The organism is Desulfuromonas sp., from assembly GCA_002869615.1.
Classification (GTDB): Bacteria; Desulfobacterota; Desulfuromonadia; order Desulfuromonadales; family UBA2294; genus BM707.
Map to the genome: position 1 here is coordinate 1 of PKUH01000032.1, position 2534 is coordinate 2534.

The following is a 2534-nucleotide window of genomic DNA, read 5'->3' on the forward strand; positions in this document are numbered from 1 at the left end:
ACAAAAAAAGGAGCGCCTGATGGATGCACAGGAACGTTATTTCAAGGACTGGAAAGAAAGAGAGGCCATCGCCGAATCGATGCTGCCGCTGATCGGCAAACTCTACCGGGAACACGGCATCGTCACCTCGGTATACGGCAAGACCCTTGTCCACCAGTCCGTGATCGACATCCTGCGCGCCCACCGCTTTGCCCGACAGATTCTCAACAACGAGATATCGGTTCGCGACAGCTTCCCGGTCCTTGAAGCGATGTGCCAGCTCGACCTGGCTCCGGCCCGGGTTGATATCGGCAAGCTGACGGTCCGCTACCAGGCCCAGGCGGCCGGTGCCGACATCTCCTTGCATGATTTCGTGCGCCAGGAACTCTCATCGGTCAACACCGGCAGGGACTCTATTCTCAGCGAACCCCAGGACGTCGTCCTGTATGGCTTTGGCCGCATCGGCCGCCTGCTCGCCCGGATCCTGATCGACAAGGCCGGCGGCGGCGACAAGCTCCGCCTGCGTGCGGCCGTCGTTCGCAAAGGGGCAGAAGATGACCTGGTCAAACGGGCCAGCCTGCTGCGCCGCGATTCGGTACATGGCCATTTTGAAGGGACCATCAAGATCGATGAGAAGGAGAATGCGATCATCGCCAACGGCAATATGATCCGCCTGATCTACGCTGACAATCCGGAGGAGATCGATTATACCCAGTACGGTATCAATAACGCAATCATCATCGACAATACCGGAAAATGGCGTGATCGGGAAGGCCTTGGCAAACACCTGCAAGCGCAGGGAGCGGCCAAGGTTATACTGACTGCGCCAGGCAAAGGGGATGTGCCGAATGTCGTGTTCGGGGTCAACAATGAACTGATTACCGATGAAGAATCGATTTATTCAGCGGCCAGTTGTACCACCAATGCGATCGTGCCGGTGCTCAAAGCCGTCAGCGACGAATTCGGCATTGAGCATGGGCATGTCGAAACTTGCCATTCGTACACCAACGATCAGAACCTGATCGACAACTACCACAGCAAAAACCGGCGTGGCCGCGGCGCACCGCTCAACATGGTCATAACCGAGACCGGGGCTGCGAGCGCCGTCGCCAAGGCGCTGCCGGAATTGGCCGGCAAGCTGACCGGCAATGCGATCAGGGTGCCAACCCCGAACGTCTCGATGGCTATCCTCAATCTTTCGCTGGGCCGGGAGACAACGGTTGCTGAATTGAATGATTATCTGCGCGATATCACTCTTGATTCGCCGCTGCAGAACCAGATTGATTTCACCAACTCGCCGGAAGTGGTCTCGACCGATTTTGTCGGATCACGCCACGCCGGCGTCGTCGATTCGCTGGCGACAATCGTCAACGGCAACCGCTGCGTGCTCTATGTCTGGTATGACAATGAATATGGGTACAGCTATCAGGTTGTGCATTTTTTGGCCAAACTGGCCGGGTTGGAGTTGCCGACTTTTCCGCGTTAATCGAGTCCTGCAAAAAGGTTTAATCCGTTCGCTCGGCGGTCTAGGATATGAGTGAGAGAAGTAAATAAAGACAGCTGTAAGTTTTAAGCTGTAAGCTGTCAGAGAGAATCAGGAACAAATCTCAATATTTTGAAAAAGCAAAGCCTTTGACTCACCCCCGTTGCTCTTGAGGTCGCTTCCGTTAGCGCGATCAATGAACCGCAGCCCAACCGCAACCGCCACAGCGACGAACTGCGTTTGTCTAAAGGCAAACTCCCCGGCAGCACAGTTGAACAGAAACAATCCAGACCGCGAAAAAAGCCCCCGGCAAGGGAGCCGTTTTCTGCATACTCTTTTATGGCTTAATAAAAGAGTATGGCGGAGTGCGCGGCCGCGACCGCGCGGTTCTTCCTGGCTTCTGGTCAGGGGACACTCCCCTGGACTTCGGGAAGTGTCCCCATCAACTTTCAGACTCCGTTTGGGAAACTATTGATGATTTTGACTCACCCGTGGAGCTCTTGAGGTCGCCCTTTGGTACCGCATTCACTAAACCGCAGCCCAACCGCAACCGCCACGGAGACGTTTCGCGTTTGCCTCAAGGCAAACTCCCCGGCAACACAATTGAACAGAAACAATCCAGACCGCACAAAAGCCCCCGGCAAGGGAGCCGTTTTCTGCATACTCTTTTATGGCTCAATAAAAGAGTATGGCGGAGTGCGCGGCCGCGACCGCGCGGTTCTTCCTGCCTTTTGTCTTCTGCCTTCAGGTCAGGGGACACTGCCCTGAGATTCGGGAAGTGTCCCCGACGACGTTTAGACTCCGATTGGAAGACCATTGTTGATTTTGACTCACCCCCGTTGCTCTTGAGGTCGCTCCCGTCAGCGCGTTCACTGAACCGCAGCCCGACCGCAACCGCCACGGAGACGTTCCGCGTTTGCCTCAAGGCAAACTCTCCAGTAAAGCAGTTGAACAAAAGTAATTCAGAAAAAATAAAAAAGCCCCCTGCAAGGGAGCGGTTTCTTTGGTTCGTTTCTTTATCGCTTAATAAAGAAATGAACCCGGCTGCCGGGCCGGGACCCGGCGGTTCTTC

General features: G+C 55.2%; 1 protein-coding gene. It reads left to right on the forward strand.

Annotation, left to right across the window (positions count from 1 at the left end):
• The first annotated feature begins 19 nt into the window (after positions 1 to 19).
• Positions 20 to 1465: a glyceraldehyde-3-phosphate dehydrogenase gene (locus tag C0623_04025; GenBank protein PLY02239.1), complete on the forward strand. Its 1446-nt coding sequence runs from the start codon at positions 20 to 22 to the stop codon at positions 1463 to 1465.
• Positions 1466 to 2534: the final 1069 nt, after the last annotated feature.

Coding starts and splice junctions, on each gene's coding strand:
- C0623_04025 (PLY02239.1), top strand. CDS start 20: ATGGATGCACAGGAACGTTATTTCAAGGACTGGAAAGAAAGAGAGGCC.